Origin of the sequence: Oceanibaculum pacificum (assembly GCF_001618175.1) — a bacterium.
Taxonomy (GTDB): domain Bacteria; phylum Pseudomonadota; class Alphaproteobacteria; order Oceanibaculales; family Oceanibaculaceae; genus Oceanibaculum; species Oceanibaculum pacificum.
Genome location: NZ_LPXN01000107.1, coordinates 1 through 14612, shown reverse-complemented (window position 1 = coordinate 14612; position 14612 = coordinate 1). Strand labels below are relative to the sequence as shown.

Annotated in this window: 16 protein-coding genes; 8 read left to right on the top strand and 8 right to left on the bottom strand. The window is 67.2% G+C overall.

Annotated elements, in window-relative coordinates:
* The first annotated feature begins 95 nt into the window (after positions 1-95).
* Positions 96-2120, top strand: coding sequence for a TRAP transporter permease (locus AUP43_RS09990; protein WP_067556039.1), 2025 nt, complete (start codon positions 96-98; stop codon positions 2118-2120).
* Between the two features lie 72 nt (positions 2121-2192).
* On the opposite strand, the gene AUP43_RS09985 is transcribed toward AUP43_RS09990, so the two are convergent.
* On the bottom strand, positions 2193-2951 hold the full coding sequence (locus AUP43_RS09985) for an SDR family oxidoreductase (protein ID WP_067556036.1): 759 nt from the start codon (positions 2949-2951) through the stop codon (positions 2193-2195).
* A gap of 191 nt (positions 2952-3142) precedes the next feature.
* Here AUP43_RS09985 and AUP43_RS09980 point away from each other — a divergent pair, with 191 nt between their 5' ends.
* From AUP43_RS09980 to AUP43_RS09970, 3 genes are read left to right on the top strand one after another with little or no spacing between them, the layout of a single operon-like run.
* Positions 3143-3844, top strand: coding sequence for an ABC transporter permease (locus AUP43_RS09980; protein ID WP_067556033.1), 702 nt, complete (start codon positions 3143-3145; stop codon positions 3842-3844).
* Positions 3845-3856: 12 nt separating this feature from the next.
* Positions 3857-4579: an ABC transporter ATP-binding protein gene (locus AUP43_RS09975; RefSeq protein ID WP_067556106.1), complete on the top strand. Its 723-nt coding sequence runs from the start codon at positions 3857-3859 to the stop codon at positions 4577-4579.
* A 25-nt stretch (positions 4580-4604) separates the two neighbouring features.
* On the top strand, positions 4605-5441 hold the full coding sequence (locus AUP43_RS09970; RefSeq protein WP_067556030.1) for an extracellular solute-binding protein: 837 nt from the start codon (positions 4605-4607) through the stop codon (positions 5439-5441).
* Here AUP43_RS09970 and AUP43_RS18645 read toward each other — a convergent pair whose 3' ends face one another.
* On the bottom strand, positions 5442-5957 hold the full coding sequence (locus tag AUP43_RS18645) for a PAS domain-containing protein (protein ID WP_232315025.1): 516 nt from the start codon (positions 5955-5957) through the stop codon (positions 5442-5444).
* Between the two features lie 184 nt (positions 5958-6141).
* Between AUP43_RS18645 and AUP43_RS09960 the strand changes: the two genes are divergently transcribed.
* Positions 6142-6984, top strand: coding sequence for an aldo/keto reductase (locus tag AUP43_RS09960; protein WP_067556024.1), 843 nt, complete (start codon positions 6142-6144; stop codon positions 6982-6984).
* Positions 6985-7041: 57 nt separating this feature from the next.
* Entirely contained in the window at positions 7042-8991 is a 1950-nt protein-coding gene (locus AUP43_RS09955) for an AsmA family protein (RefSeq protein ID WP_067556022.1), read from the top strand.
* Here the strand turns inward: AUP43_RS09955 and AUP43_RS09950 are convergent.
* Positions 8988-9185 (bottom strand): DUF2061 domain-containing protein, encoded by a 198-nt coding sequence (locus AUP43_RS09950; RefSeq protein WP_067556019.1) that lies wholly within the window; start codon positions 9183-9185, stop codon positions 8988-8990. The genes AUP43_RS09955 and AUP43_RS09950 overlap by 4 nt on opposite strands.
* A gap of 159 nt (positions 9186-9344) precedes the next feature.
* Here AUP43_RS09950 and AUP43_RS09945 point away from each other — a divergent pair, with 159 nt between their 5' ends.
* Positions 9345-10193 (top strand): helix-turn-helix domain-containing protein, encoded by an 849-nt coding sequence (locus AUP43_RS09945; protein WP_067556015.1) that lies wholly within the window; start codon positions 9345-9347, stop codon positions 10191-10193.
* A 17-nt stretch (positions 10194-10210) separates the two neighbouring features.
* On the opposite strand, the gene AUP43_RS19235 is transcribed toward AUP43_RS09945, so the two are convergent.
* From AUP43_RS19235 to AUP43_RS09930, 3 genes are all read right to left on the bottom strand, one after another.
* A complete protein-coding gene (locus tag AUP43_RS19235; protein WP_067556012.1) occupies positions 10211-10984 on the bottom strand; it encodes a hypothetical protein in 774 nt (257 codons plus the stop codon).
* Positions 10981-11631: a ParA family protein gene (locus tag AUP43_RS09935; protein WP_067556009.1), complete on the bottom strand. Its 651-nt coding sequence runs from the start codon at positions 11629-11631 to the stop codon at positions 10981-10983. The genes AUP43_RS19235 and AUP43_RS09935 overlap by 4 nt, the downstream gene beginning before the upstream one ends.
* 90 nt (positions 11632-11721) lie before the next feature.
* Positions 11722-12528, bottom strand: coding sequence for an N-acyl homoserine lactonase family protein (locus AUP43_RS09930; protein ID WP_067556006.1), 807 nt, complete (start codon positions 12526-12528; stop codon positions 11722-11724).
* Positions 12529-12679: 151 nt separating this feature from the next.
* On the opposite strand from AUP43_RS09930, the gene AUP43_RS09925 reads away from it, so the two are divergent.
* On the top strand, positions 12680-13087 hold the full coding sequence (locus AUP43_RS09925) for a carboxymuconolactone decarboxylase family protein (protein WP_067556003.1): 408 nt from the start codon (positions 12680-12682) through the stop codon (positions 13085-13087).
* Positions 13088-13128: 41 nt separating this feature from the next.
* On the opposite strand, the gene AUP43_RS09920 is transcribed toward AUP43_RS09925, so the two are convergent.
* Complete coding sequence (locus AUP43_RS09920) at positions 13129-13317, bottom strand: hypothetical protein (RefSeq protein WP_067556000.1); 189 nt, start codon at positions 13315-13317, stop codon at positions 13129-13131.
* Positions 13314-14489, bottom strand: coding sequence for a PepSY-associated TM helix domain-containing protein (locus tag AUP43_RS09915; protein ID WP_067555997.1), 1176 nt, complete (start codon positions 14487-14489; stop codon positions 13314-13316). Before AUP43_RS09915 ends, AUP43_RS09920 begins: the two co-directional genes overlap by 4 nt.
* Positions 14490-14612: the final 123 nt, after the last annotated feature.

The following is a 14612-nucleotide window of genomic DNA, read 5'->3' as shown; positions in this document are numbered from 1 at the left end:
AAAGCGCCCTGCTTCGACTTAATCGAAGCAGGGCGCTGATTTAGAGAATAGGGGAGCCTGACGGCGCGGGCCGCCGTCGGCAGGGGAGACAGAAAATGAGTGCTGATTCGGCTCGTGACGAGTTGAAATCCGACGATGCCGTCAGCGAAGAGGCCCTGCGGAAGGCCGAGAAATTCGTTGAGGAAGAAGAAGGCGCCGTAAACCGGCTGAGCGGCTGGTTCTGGTATTTCATCATGGGCGTGGCGCTGGCCATGACCCTGTTCCACCTGTATGCCGCCTACGACATCGTCTCGGCGCAGATCCTGCGGCCGGTCCATGTCGGCTTCGCGCTGTTCCTGATCTATATGATGTTTCCGGTGTCGGAGCGTTTCCGGAACAAGGTCTATTTCTGGGACGTGCTGCTGGCCATCGCCTCCATCGTCACGATCTGGTACCTGATTCAAGGCGGCGAGGAGCTGGCCGACCGCTCGACGCTGCCCTTCGCCCTGGATATATGGATGGGCGGCGCCTTCATCGTGCTGGTGCTGGAAGCCGCGCGCCGCAGCACCGGGCCGATCATGCCGGTCGTCGCCCTCATATTCCTGGCCTATGCGGTGTTCGGCCCCTACCTGCCGGCGCCCTGGACGCATCGCGGCTATGAGATGGACCGCCTGATCGGCCAGCTCTACATCACGCTGGAAGGCATCTTCGGCCCGGCCATCGACGTCTCCTCGACGCTGATCATTCTGTTCACCATCTTCGGCGCCATCCTGCAGGCGTCGGGGGCGGGCAAGTTCTTCATCGATTTCTCCTTCAACATGATGGGCGGCAAGCCGACCAGCGCTGGCCGGGCGGTCACCTTCGCCTCCTTCCTGCTGGGCGGCCCGTCGGGCTCCGGCGTGGCGACCACGGTGACGCTGGGCTCCATCGCCTGGCCGATGCTCAAACGCTCGGGCTATCGCGCGGAGGATGCCGGCGGCCTGCTGGCGGCCGGCGGCCTGGGCGCCATCCTGTCGCCGCCGGTGCTGGGCGCCGCCGCCTTCCTGATCGCGGAATTCCTCGGCATCTCCTATCTGGACGTGATCCGGATGGCGGTGATCCCGACCTGTTTCTACTATCTGGCGCTGTTCGTCATGGTGGAACTGGATGCCGGGCGCTTCGGCATCCATGACGTGACGATCCAGAAGAAGGAAAGCCTGTGGGCGATGACCCGCACCTATGGCTTCCACTTCTCCTCGCTGGTCTCGATCATCGCCTTCCTGCTGATGGGCTTCTCGCCGGTCACCTCGGTGTTCTGGTCCATCGTGATGGCGATCGCGGTCAGCTTTTTCCGCCGCGACACCGCGCTCTATCCGAAAAAGCTGCTGCTGGCGCTGGCCAACGGCTCGGTCGCCACCCTGTCCATCGCGGCGACCTGCGCGGCGGCCGGCATCATCGTCGGCGTGGTCACGCTGACCGGCCTGGGCCTGAAGTTCAGCGCCATCGTCATCGGCTATGCCGGCGGCAATCTGGCGCTGACCGCGCTCTACACCTCGCTGATCGTGTGGATCATCGGCCTGGCCGTGCCGGTCACCGCCTCCTACATCATCTGCGCGGTGATCGCGGCCCCGGCGCTGACCCAGCTTGGCGTGCCGGCCTTCGCGGCGCACATGTTCATCTTCTACTACGCCGTGCTGTCCGAGGTTTCCCCGCCGACCGCTTTGTCGCCCTTCGCGGCGGCGGCGATCACCGGCGGCGACCCGTACAAGACGACGCTGCAAAGCTGGAAATACACGCTGCCGGCCTTCCTGGTGCCGTTCGTCTTCGTGCTCGACCCGGCGGGCGTCGGCATTCTGCTGGCGATGCCGGAAAGCGGCTCTGTCATGGATGTCGTCATCGTCATCCTCACCACCGGCATCGGCATCGGCGCGCTGGCGTCCTGCGCGCAGAACTGGTTCCTGCGCAAGCTGACCAAGCCGGAGCGGCTGGCGCTGCTGATCTCGGGCGTCCTGCTGCTGTTCCCTGGCATCCTCGACGCCATGTCGGATGCGATGACCGAGCATCATCTGATCTACGCCAAGATCCTCGGCGTGGGCGTGTTCCTTGCCGTCATCCTGCGGCAGATCCTGGAACGGCGACGCAGCGGACCGGTCGCCGGCTGACCCCGGTTCCGACGCAAAAAGAAACGGCCGCCTCCACGAGGCGGCCGTTTTTCCGTGTCCGGCGTGAGGGGGTCAGCCGCGGCCGACGAACGGCATCTTGGTCGCCATCACGGTCAGGAACTGCACATTGGCGTCCAGCGGCAGGCTGGCCATGTAGGCGACCGAACTGCCGACATGGGCGGCGTCCATGCGCGGCTCCACCGCCATCTCGCCATTGGCCTGCTGCACGCCCTTGACCATGCGGTCGGTCATCTCCGTCGCCGCATTGCCGATATCGACCTGGCCGCAGGCGATGTCGTATTTCCGGCCATCCAGCGAGGCCGATTTGGTGAGGCCCGTCACCGCGTGCTTGGTAGAGGTATAGGGGGCCGAATTCGGGCGCGGGGCATGGGCCGAGATCGAGCCGTTATTGACGATGCGGCCGCCGCGCGGGTTCTGGTCCTTCATGATCTTGAAGGCTTCCTGGATACACAGGAACATGCCGGTCAGGTTCACGTCGACCACGGCCTTCCACTGCTCGTAGGTCAGCTCCTCCAGCGGGATCGCCGGCGCGCCGATGCCGGCATTGTTGAACAGGAAGTCCAGCCGGCCGAAAGCCTCCTTGGTCTTGGCGAACAGCGCCTTCACCTGGGCCGGATCGCCCACATCGGTCGGCACCGCCAGCGCCTTCACGCCCAGCGCCTCAACCTCCTTGGCGGCCGCCTCCAGCGGCTCCTTGCGGCGGCCGGCGAGAACGATGGAAAACCCGTCCTTGGCCAGCGCCAGGGCGACGGCCTTGCCCACGCCGGTGCCCGCACCGGTAACGATGGCGATCTTCGATTGCGCACTCATTGGTCTGTATTCCCCCGGGAATGATCGCGGGCGGCCCGTGGCCGGCCCGTCAGTTTCAGATCGCTGATTTGAGCCCGTTTCGCCGCGAAGGGCAATCAATCGATAGTGCGCCTTGTTGTGATGTTTTTTGCCGAAAATTCTATCATTTTCGTTTTTTGGCACTGATGGCATAGTCGACGCCAGGAAACGCCATGAACCAGCCAAACGCCTTCTCAACCGCCATAGAACTGATCGTCAGCGGCAATCCGGCGCTGGGCGCCATCGTGATGCTGTCGCTGCAGGTCACCTTGAGCGCCGTGCTGATCGCCAGCCTGATCGGCCTGCCCGCCGGGGCGGCGCTGGCGCTGGGCCGGTTCCGAGGACGCAGCGCGCTGATCGTGATCAGCAACGCGCTGATGGGCCTGCCGCCAGTGGTCGCCGGGCTGGTGGTGTATCTGGCGCTGTCGCGCTCCGGCCCGCTGGGCTTTCTGGGGCTGCTGTTCACGCCGGGGGCGATGATCGTGGCCCAGACCATCCTGATCCTGCCCATCGTCATCTCCCTGACCCGCCAGACCGTCGAGGATCTGTGGGCGGAATATGCCGAGCAGCTCCGCTCGCTCGGCTCGTCGCGGCTGCGCGCCATCCCGACGCTGCTGTGGGACGGACGGTTCAGCCTGATCACCGCGTTGCTGGCCGGCTTCGGCCGGGCCAGCGCCGAGGTTGGCGCGGTGCTGATCGTCGGCGGCAATATCGCCGGCTATACCCGCACCATGACCACCGCCATCGCGCTGGAGACCAGCAAGGGCGACCTGGCGCTGGCGCTGGGCCTGGGCATCGTGCTGATCGCCATCACCCTGCTGCTCAACACCGGGGCCTTCGTCGCCGGTCGACTGGCGCAGCGGGCGGCGGGCTAAGGGGTGGACGGCATGCATGGCACGCTCTCCATCCTGCCGCTCTCGGTGTCCGGGCTGGGCTTCTCGGCCGGCGGCAAGCGCCTGCTGCACGGGCTGGATTTCGAGCTGGCGGCCGGCAATCGCACGCTGATCATGGGGCCGAACGGCGCGGGCAAAAGCCTGACGCTGCGCCTGTGCCACGGGCTGCTGCAACCGACCGAGGGCCGCATCGACTGGCGCGGCGGCCTGCCTGACGCCGACAAGCGGCACGCCATGGTGTTCCAGCGCCCGGTGCTGCTGCGCCGCACGGCGCTGGACAATCTGACCCATGCGCTGGCGCTGGCCGGCCTGCCGCGCGGCGAGCGCGAGGGCCGGGCCCGCCAGGCGCTCAGCCGCTTCGGGCTGGACGCGCTGGCCGACCGGCCGGCGCGGGTGCTGTCGGGCGGCGAGCAGCAGCGCCTGGCCATCGCCCGCGCCTGGGCGCGCAACCCGCAGGTGCTGTTCCTGGACGAGCCGACATCCGCCCTCGACCCGGCCGCCACCAAATCCATCGAGACCATGGTGGCGGCCTGCCACGCCGAGGGCATGAAGATCGTCATGACCACGCACGATCTCGGCCAGGCCCGGCGGCTGGCCGACGAGGTGCTGTTCCTGCACCATGGCCGGTTGCTGGAGCAGACGCCGGCCGAGGAATTCTTTCACAAACCGCGGACGCCGGAGGCGCGCGCCTTCATCCGCGGCGAATTGCTGTGGTGAGCATCGCAACCAAGGGAGTTACACCATGCGTATCCTCCATTCTGCCCTGATCGGCGCGGCCCTCTGCCTGTCGTTGAGTCTCGGCGGCACGCCGGCCATCGCCCAGGAGAAGGTGATCACGGTCGCCTCCACCACCTCGACCGAGCAATCCGGCCTGTTCGGCCATATCCTGCCGATGTTCAAGGCGAAGACCGGCATCGATGTGCGGGTGATCGCCCAGGGTACCGGCCAGGCGCTGGATACCGGCCGGCGCGGCGACGCCGACGTGGTGTTCGTGCACGATCCCAATTCGGAGAAGAAATTCGTCGCCGAGGGCCATGGCGTCGAGCGATTCGAGGTGATGTATAACGATTTCGTCGTGGTCGGCCCGAAATCCGATCCGGCCGGCGTGATGGGCATGAAGGATATCGACGCCGCCTTGAAGAAGATCGCCGCCGCCAAGACCCCCTTCGCCTCGCGCGGCGACGATTCCGGCACTCACAAGGCCGAGCAGCGGCTTTGGAAGGCGGCCGGCGTTGAGCTCAAGGGCGCCGGCGACTGGTATCGCGAAACCGGCTCCGGCATGGGGCCGACGCTGAACACCGCCTCGGCCATGAACGCCTATGCGCTGACCGACCGGGGCACCTGGCTGAATTTCAAGAATCGCGGCAATCTCGTCATCGCCGTCGAGGGCGACGCCAAGCTGTTCAACCAGTATGGCGTCATGCTGGTGAACCCGGCCAAGCATCCGCACGTCAAGAAGGAGCTGGGCCAGGCCTTCATCGACTGGCTGGTTTCCGCTGAAGGGCAGAAGGCTATCGCCGACTACAAGATCGATGGCGAGCCGCTGTTCTTCGCCAATGCCAAGAAGGGCCAGTCCTGATCAGACCGACCGCCCCGGCCGGCCCGAGGGCCAGCCCGACTGCCGGCCAGGGTTTTCCGGATACAGCCCCACGATGATGCGGTCCACGCTGCTGCCGTCCGTGCTGCAGGGCAGCAGCAGCCGGTGGATCGTCAGCCAATCCTTCCGGCCGCTGGCGCCGATGGTATAGACCGGGCGCGCCTCTTCCGCGCAGCGCCGGTAATGCGCGATCACCCGTTGCCGCCATTCCACGGTCAGCACATCGTCGAGATAGCGGCCGGTGAAGTCGCAATCGTCGAAGTCCACCAGCCGCGTGCCATAGAGCCGGAACCGGAACCGCAGCGGGGCCGGCTCGACTTCGAGAATCCCCAGATTGCCCATCCAGGGCCCCAAATCCTCAAAACTGAAATCGCCGCGCGATGGCACTCGGCGCTCGCCCCGGCGCTTCTGCCAGAGCCGCTGGAGGGCTGCGAGTTTGCCGTGCGCAATCAAAAATGGGTCCGGCGCCGACAGGCCCGAAGGGTGGATCGGTATCATCGGCGCGCTGTCATGCGATGGGTTGGGTATTAGTTGCAACGGCTTGGTCTCCGGCTGCCGAAGCGCAGAATAGTCCGGCAACCGTGAACGAACGATTAACCACCTCGTAACGCTGCGGGAATTGCGCAATCGGCGATTTCGCCTGTAGCATTCGCGCGCTGCCTTTCCCATCTATCGGCAAGACATGACCGACATCCCCACCACCCGCCTCCCCTCCGGCGAGGCCGTCCCCCTTCTGGGCCAGGGAACCTGGTGCATGGGCGACGATCCGCGCCAGCGGCAGGAGGAGATCGCCGCCCTGCGCCTGGGCATCGACCTCGGCATGACGCTGATCGACACCGCGGAAATGTATGGCGACGGCGCGTCCGAGGCGCTGGTGGGCGAGGCGATTCGCGGCCGGCGCGACGATGTCTTTCTGGTCAGCAAGGTGCTGCCCGGCAACGCCACCCGGCGCGGCACCATCGCCGCCTGCGAACGCAGCCTGAAGCATCTGGGCACCGACCGGCTGGACCTCTATCTGCTGCATTGGCGCGCCGGACCGGGGCTGGAGGAGACGCTGGCGGGATTCCAGGAATTGCAGCGGGCCGGCAAGATTCGCCATTGGGGCGTCAGCAATCTGGATATCGAGGATTGCCGGGAATTGGCGGCGCTGCCAGGCGGGGGCGATCTCGCCACCAATCAGCTGCTCTACAACCTGTCGCGCCGGGGCATCGAGTTCGATCTGCTGCCCTGGTGCCGGCAGCGTCGGGTGCCGGTGATGGCCTATTCGCCGATCGAGCAGGGCCGGCTGCTGCGCCAGCCCGTCTTGCAGCGCCTGGCGGAACGCCACGACGCCAGCCCGGCGCAATTGGCGCTGGCCTGGCTGCTGCGCCAGGGCGACATCATCGCCATCCCGAAGGCGGCGCACGCCGCCCATGTGCGCGACAATCGCGCGGCGCTGGAGATCGATCTCGCCGCCGAGGATCTGGCCGCGCTGGATGCCGCCTTCCCGCCGCCGACCCGGGCGCGGCCGCTGGAAATGCTATAACCAGGCATACTGCCCACCTATAGGGAACCTCACCACCGTGTCGGGGGTTTCCTTAATATGTCCAAACGCGGGAAATGGCTGCTCGGCGGTGTCGCGGCGTTGATCGGCGCGATCGCGCTGACGGTCATCCTGTTCGACTGGAACTGGCTGCGCGGCCCCGCCACCGGCCTGGCGGCGGACAAGACCGGCCGTTCGGTCGATATCGGTTCGATCCAGGGCCAATGGTCGCTGACGCCGCGCATCACCCTGACCGACATCCGCCTGGGCAACGCCGAGTGGGGCGAGGAGAGCGAGATGCTCGCCGCCGAGACGGTGGAGGTGGTGGTCGACCTGCCGGAATTGCTCAGCGGCCGGCTGGTGCTGCCGGAAATCCGCCTGGTGAAGCCGGTCGTCGTGCTGGAGCGCCGGCCCGATGGCAGCGCCAATTGGGAATTCAGCGGCATGGACGCCGCCGAGGGGGCCGCCCCCGACGATCGCACCGAATTTCCCCTGATCGGCCGGCTGATCATCGAGGATGGCAAGCTGACCTATCGCGACCCGCTCGCCGGCGTGATGCTCGATGGCGAGATCGCCACCGCCGAGGGCGGCAGCGGGGATAAGGGCGAATCCACCGTCACCCTGTCCGGCAGCGGCAGCCTGCAGGGCGAACCGTTCCAGATCAAGCTGGCCGGCGGCTCGCTGCTGACCTTGCGCGAATCGCAGCAACCCTATCCGCTGACCGTGGAGATCGACGCCGTACAGTCGCACATGCGCCTGTCCGGCACGCTGCAGGATCCGATCCGCTTCGAGGGGCTGGACCTGGAGGTGGCGCTGACCGGCCCGGATTTATCGCGCCTGTCCAGCATCACCGGCATCCCGTTTCCGTTGACGCCGCCCTATGATTTGAAATCGCGGCTGCGGCGCGAGGGCGATATCTGGCGCTTCAACGATTTGACCGGCGAGATGGGCCGCAGCGACCTGGCCGGCCGAATCTATATCGATACCGGGCGCGAACGCCTGTTCGTCGGCGCGGAGCTGGAATCCGACCGGCTGGATTATCGCGATATCGGCTCGCTGATCGGCATCCGGCCGGAGCCGGAAGGTGCTCCCGGTCAATCCCCAGCCCGGCGCGAGCAGGCCGCCGCCCAGCCACCGCGCCGGATATTGCCCGACGCGCCGCTGAACATCCGCCAGGTCCGCGATGTCGATGCCAAGCTGCGCTTCAAGGGCCGGCGGGTCATCGCGCCGAACGTGCCGCTCAGCGACGTGGAGCTTGAGCTGACGATGAAGGATGGGCTGCTGACCCTCTCTCCGCTCTCCATGGGCGTCGCCGGCGGCCGCACGCTGGCGACCATCGCCATCAATGCGCGCGAAAGCCCGGTGCGCACCGACTATAATATCCTGCTGCGCGGGTACGAGCTGGGGCGGTTCCTGGAATCGGCCGGCGTGAAGGATGCCGGCAAGGGCAAGATTCACGGCCGCATCAAGCTGGTCGGCTTCGGCGACAGCATCCGCGAATCGCTGGGCAGCGCCGATGGCGACATCAGCCTGACCATGAATGGGGGCGAGCTGTCGAACCTGGCCATCGAGCTGGTCGGCATCGATATCGCCGAGGCAATCGGCTTCTGGGCCGGCGGCGACCGCAATGTGGCGATCCGTTGCCTGGTCGGCGACCTGGCGGTGAAGGACGGGCTGGTCACGCCGCGCCTGTTCCTGCTCGACACCACCGACAGCACCGTGGAGGTGAAGGGCGGGGCCAGCCTGGGCGAGGAGCAGCTCGGCCTGCGCATCGAAACCCACCCGAAAGACCCCAGCCTGCTCAGCGCCCGCACGCCGATCACGGTGAACGGCGCCTTCAGCCAGCCGCGAATCGGCATCGATGCCGGGGCCGCCGCGGCGCGCGGGGCGGGCGCGCTGGCGCTGGGCGTGCTGCTGACGCCGCTGGCCTCGGTCCTCGCCTTCATCGAACCCGGCCTGCAACAGGACAGCGACTGCGCCGCCCTGATTGAGCAGCGCCGCAAGAACTAACGCCCCCAGCTCACCCGCTGCCATACCCGCTCATGCAAGACATAGCTGGCCAGCGCCAGGCCGCTGGTCGCCAGCGCCATCTGCCCGCCGACACTGGCTGAGCCGGTCAGCATCCAGCCGACCAGCGTGGTGGCGAACAGGCCGATGCATTGCCAGGTGACGGCCTTGGCCAGGGTGCGCTTGCGGCTCTCCATAGGGTGAATCCAGTCTGCGACAAAGGGTGAATAACGGCGGCGACCCTGCGCCCCGCGCCGCCTCCCGGCGACGCGTTTCTTCGTGACGATCCGACCCGGTCTGTTGGTTAACTCTTCCATTTGCTGTTTTTGTGCATCAATCGTGATAATAATCACGGCATGGACAAACGCGACCGCGCCACCCTGCTCGCCGCGCGTCTGCGCGGCGCGCTGACCGCCGGCAATTGGAGCCTCAGCGCCCTGGCCCGCGCCGCCGGAATCGACCGCACCACCATCACCCAGCTTCTGGAGCCGGATGCCGGGCGGATGCCGAACAGCCATGTGCTGGCCAGCCTGGCCGAGGCGCTGAAGGTTTCCACCGACTGGCTGCTGGGGTTGGCCGAGGAACCCGGCGGGGCGGCGGAAATTCTGGATGCCAGCATGCATATCGCGCGCGCCGCCCGCACGCCTTTCGACGAGATGGTGATGAGCTGGTATCGCGAGGCCGAGGGGCGGAAAATCCGCCATGTTCCCGCCGGCCTGCCGGACCTGCTGAAGACCGACGCCGTGCTGCGCCACGAATGGCGGCTGGCCCCGGCCAAGACGCCGCGCCAGGCCATCGCCGACGCCCGCGACAAGCTGGATTATGCCCGCCTGCCCGAGGTGGAGATGGAACTGGCGATGCCGAAGCACACGCTGGAGACCTTCTGCCAGGGGGCGGGTCTGTGGGAGGGGTTGTCGGCCGACATAAGGCGCGAGCAGCTCGCCCACATGGCCGATCTGGCGGAGGAGCTGTATCCCCGGCTGCGGCTCTATCTGTTCGATCTGCGCAAGGCCTATTGCGCGCCCATCGGCGTCTATGGCGGTCTGCGCGCCGTGGTCTATGTCGGCGACATCTATCTGGTGTTCACCAGCAAGGAGCATATCCGCGCGTTATCAGGCCGGTTCGACACGCTGGTGCGCGACGCCGCGGTGCGGGCCCACGACGTTCCCGCCCGCCTGCGCGCCATGACCGAGACGGTGCGCTGAAGCCGACCGCTCCCGGCCTATGCCTGGTCCTTGCGGGTCATCTCCTGCTCGATTTCGATGCCGGCGGCCTGGGCGTCGAAATCGGTGGCGCTGCCGCCCTGGTCGAGATGCTGGAGATAGAGCCGGCCGAGCGCCCAGACGGCGGCGGCGGCCATGCCCGGCATCACCGCCAGACCGGCAAAGCCGAGGCCGGGAATGGCCTTCAGCGTGCTAACCGCCGCGATCTTCGGGCCAAGCACGCCAATGACCGTCAGCGCCGCCTGGCGGGCCACGCCGGGATCGTTATGCGACCGGTAGATGCCGTTCAGCGCCGCCATCATGCGGATGATCGTCGCCGTCAGGGCCATCGTGTCCAGCACCGGCATCGGCAACAGCCCGGCCGCCGCCGACCATTGGCTGTAGCGTTTGACCGTCTGCCGGCCCTCGGCCAGGCGCTGCTCCCGCCCCGGCCTCTCCGCCGGGGTGAAGGGCACCGGCTCCGGCGCGGCGGGACCGATATCGGCGGCCGGGGAGGCGATTTTCTCGGTAACCGTCTCGGGAGCAGCCTTTTCGGGAGCAGCCTCCTGGGGAGCGGTCTTCCCAGGCGGCGGCGGGTTGGATTTGACGGCGTCGGGCCTGGCCGCGGCTTTCGCCTTCGCCGTTGGCTTCGAGTCCGGTTTGGCGGCCGCCTTGGCCGCTGGCTTAGCGGCCTGCTTGGCCTTCGCCGCTTTCTTCGTCGGCTTGGGCGGGGTTGCCTCGGCTTCCTCCGGGCGGGGGCGCAGATTGTCGCGCAGCGAGGGGCGTCGGCTCATGTCAGGCTCCTTTTCACGCGGGCGGCGAGCGCCTCGATATCGGCGCGGGCGGCCGAGCGCCGGGCCCAGTCGCCGACCCATTTGCCGGTGGTGAAGGCGTCGATATGGGCGGAACGCTGCACGATCGCCGGCCCGACCGGCTCGCCCATATCGGCCAGCACCGCCTCGATCTCACGGCCCGCCGCCGTGCGCCGGTCGACGCGCGACGGAACCAGCAGCGCCGGCGGCGCGCCCTCGCGCTTCGCCCGTGTCTCGGCCAGCCGCTCCAGCGCCTGCATCGTCGCCCTGAGGTCGGCCCCGCTGGGCGTCACCGGGATCAGCAGCAGGTCGGTCACGTCCAGCGCCGCCGTCAGCGCCGGCCCCCAATGCGGCGGCAGATCGACGATCACCAGCCCGGCCGCCTCCTGGTGTTTCTTCACCGCCTTGCGCCAGGCCTTCTTCTCGGTCTTCTCGTCGATCGGCAGATGGATGACGTCGATCGGCAGTCCGCCGCCGGCCGCCCATTCGACGGCGGTGCCCTGCGCATCGGCATCGACCAGCACCGGCCGCACGGATCTGCTCGCCAGCGCACAGGCCAGATTGACCGCGATGGTGCTCTTGCCCACCCCGCCCTTCAGGTTGCCGACCGCGATGATCCCCTGGGGCATGCCCCTCTCCCCCATTAATACGGTGCGATGATCCCCGCGAAGACGCCGATGCGCAAGGGACCATTCAGGACCGAACCGCTCCCGAAACCGTCACCCGGCGGCCGGCGGCACGTCGAGTCGCGCCACGATGCCGTCCAGTTCCGCCGTCGGCGCCGGGTAGCGGCGCATGACCAGCGGATCGTGGCCGGGGATCACATGGTCCGGGCTGTCGGCCAGGCGGTACAGCGTGTCGTGCCCGTCCAGCATGTCGCCGACATTCTGCACGATGGGGAAGGGCGCGCGCCGCTCCATGTTGGCATAGAGGTGCGAGGCGTCGGAGGCGACGACCACCCAGCCGCGCCGGGTCCACACCTTCACCGCCTGCAGGCCCGCCGTATGGCCGCCGATGCGGTGCAGTTGCAGGCCGGGGGCCAGCTCGCTCATGCCGTCATGAAAGCGCGCGCGGCCGGCATGGACATGGCGGACCAGCCCGACCACATCCTCCACCGCGAAGGGCGCGCGCATCGCCGCATGGCACATGCAGCGGCCGGTGGCGAACGCCATCTCGCGATCCTGCACATGAAAGCAGGCGCGCGGAAAATCGTCCAGCGTGCCGGCATGGTCGTAATGCAGGTGGGTCAAGACGACATCCTCGATCTGCCCGGGATCGACGCCCAGCAGCCGCACGCCCTCCGCCGGCAGCCGCTGGAGAGTGCGGTCGCGCGCCTTGGCGGCGTCATGGCCGAAGCCGGTATCGATCAGGAACAGCCGGTCGGAGCGGCGGGCGACCCAGACGAAATAATCCAGCGGCGAGGCTTCCTCATGGATGTCGCCGCCGATGAAATTATCGCTCTGCCGCCGGCCGCCATGATGAGCGTAGCGGATGGCGAACAGCTCGAACGGCTCCGGCATGGTCATGGCGCGTGTCTCCCCTGTTCGCCCTATCCAAACCGAGAATGAATGTGCGGACAATATAATTGACTGCCTCCCGCCCCTGGCTTAAGCGGGAGGCATCTCTAGTTCGACAATCCCAAACATGCGGCGCCCCGCGCGCCCCCAGGAGGAAAATATGCGCCCGGAATTCGAGACCGAGCAGTTCAAGAAGGGCCTGAAGATCCGCCGCGAAGTGCTGGGCGGCGCCTATGTCGACAAATCCGTCGCCAGTGCCGACGACATGACCGCGCCGCTGCAGAAGCTGGTCACCGAATGGTGCTGGGGCGAGGTGTGGGGCCGCGACACGCTGGACCGCCGCACCCGCAGCTTCCTTAACCTCGCCATGCTGACGGCGCTGAACCGCCCGCACGAGATTCGCCTGCATGTGCGCGGCGCGCTGAATAACGGCCTGACCCGCGAGGAAATCCGCGAGGTCATCCTGCAGGCCGCGATCTATTGCGGCGTGCCGGCGGCGCTGGACGCGATGAAGGTGACGCTGGAAGTGTTCAAGGAGTTCGACGCCGAGGCGGCCGAGAAGAAGTAAGCCCAGGACGGCCGCCGCACGCCGCGGCGGCCGTTTTCCGCTTAGCTGCGGCGGGCCGGGCGGACCATGTACCAGCCCATCACCGCCACCGGGATGCCCAGCGTCAGCCACGACACCCCGTCCCACGCCCCGTCGCCCACCAAGGCCGCCACCAGCCCGACCAGGCTGAGCGCCGCCATCAGCGTCGGCGCGGCGAAGACATGCCAGAAGTCCGACTTGCGCTTGCTCACGAGGCGCGCCCCCGGGCCAGCACCATGCCCTCGGCCTCGCGGCGCTCCAGCTCGGCGATGCGCGCCTCGATGGGGGCCTTGCGGCGGGCGATCCAGAGATAGAGGCCGCTGCCCAGCACCACGATGCTGACGATGTCCAGCACCGCCCAGAGTATCTTCAGCGGCATGCCGCCATAATCGCCGAAATGCAGCGGCTGCGAGATCAGCAGCGTGGTCAGGTACCAGGGCAGTTCGCGCGTGTCGGTCAGCGCGGCCGTCGTCGCGTCGACCATCACCGGGCGCAGCAGGCGGGAGGTCAGCGGCGTCTCGCCCTTCATCGCCACCATGTAATGATGCTCGCTGCTGAAGGCCGTGCCGGGGAAGGCGACAAAGGAGGGCGTCATGTCCGGCGTCGCCTGGCGCGCGGTCTGCATGGCGGCTTCCAGCGAGCCCAGCTCCACCAGCGGCGGCTGGCCGGCATAGGGAGCCACCATCTCCGCCATCTGGTCGTAGCGCCAATATTGGAAGACCAGATCGGCCCAGGTGTTGATCACCCCGGTCATGCCGACCACCAGCGCCCAGAGCAGCGTGACCACGCCCAGCAGATTATGCAGGTCGAGCCACTTCACCCGGGTCGAGCGCTCGTAGCGCACCGTGCCGAAATCCAGCTTCCGCATGAACGGGCCGTAGATCACCGTGCCCGAGACGATGGAGGCGACGAACAGCAGCCCCATGAAGCCCAGGAACAGCATGCCCGGCAGCCCGGCGAACATGTCGACATGCAGCTTGTACATGACGTACATGAAGCCCTCGGCGAAGTTCGGCGTCGCCAGCACCTCGCCGGTGCGGGCGTCGACCACCACCGCCTTGTTGTTGTCCGACGGGGCGCGCCGGCTTTCCGCCATCGACAGGAAGACCTGGCCGGGATGCTCCTCCTCGTCCCAGCTGACGAACTGCACCGCCATGCCGGGATAGGCCTTCTGCCCCGCCTCCAGCACCCGGTCAAGCGACAGGTTGGGCGTGCCTTCCGGCATCGGGGCGGCGGCGACATGGTCGCCGGTCAGCTCCTCGATCTCGTGATGGAAGATCAGCGGCAGGCCGGTGAGGCACAGCATCAGCAGGAATATGGTGCAGACCAGGCTGGTCCATTTATGGACCGCGTACCAGACCTTGATCTTGCGCGCCGAGAGCATGGGTGCGCCCCTTCATTAACGAGAATGAGAATTGGTCGCCGATCCTAAATGGAGTGCGACTAAGTCTCAATCTTTTAAGCAGGGAAGGAGGATAGGCAGAAGCCGCCCGATGCTTCGAGACGC